This window comes from Phocaeicola coprophilus DSM 18228 = JCM 13818 (assembly GCF_000157915.1).
GTDB lineage: Bacteria > Bacteroidota > Bacteroidia > Bacteroidales > Bacteroidaceae > Phocaeicola > Phocaeicola coprophilus.
Genome location: NZ_EQ973674.1, coordinates 1 through 556, shown reverse-complemented (window position 1 = coordinate 556; position 556 = coordinate 1). Strand labels below are relative to the sequence as shown.

At 41.9% G+C, this 556-nt stretch carries 1 protein-coding gene; it reads left to right on the top strand.

All coding sequences use genetic code 11. The annotated features are described in order from the left end of the window. Positions 1–53: 53 nt before the first annotated feature. The coding region (locus BACCOPRO_RS16895; protein ID WP_169306521.1) for an endonuclease/exonuclease/phosphatase family protein at positions 54–556 on the top strand (503 nt) is incomplete at its 3' end.

Here is a 556-nt window from a genome sequence, read left to right as displayed (position 1 = left end):
ATATTTTAAAACTATCAACTATGAAAAGATTCTTGTTCAGCCTGTTGGTGACGATGGCATTTGTTTTCGTACAGGCGCGGTCGTATGATCGCTTCACCGTATTGCAGTGGAACATTTGGCAAGAGGGAACCGTTGTTCCGGGGGGATATGAAGCCATTGTGGATGAAATCGTTCGTCTGAAACCGGATTTTGTAACCTTCAGTGAGGTACGCAATTACCATCAGACTCGTTTTTGTGACCGTATTGTTGCTTCGCTTAAAGAGCATGGTCAGACCTATTATTCTTTTTACAGTGATGATTCAGGTTTGCTGAGCCGTTATCCGATTACTGATTCGGTTACAGTTTTTCCGCTTAAAGATGATCATGGTTCTGTCTATAAGATGGTAACTTCATTTGGTGGAAAGGAGGTCGCAGTTTATACAGCACATCTGGACTATCTGAATGATGCCTATTATAATGTACGCGGATATGATGGTTCGACCTGGAAAGAAATTCCTATACCACAGACTGTATGTGAAGTTCTGGAGGTAAATGATCGTTCTTTGCGTGATGATGC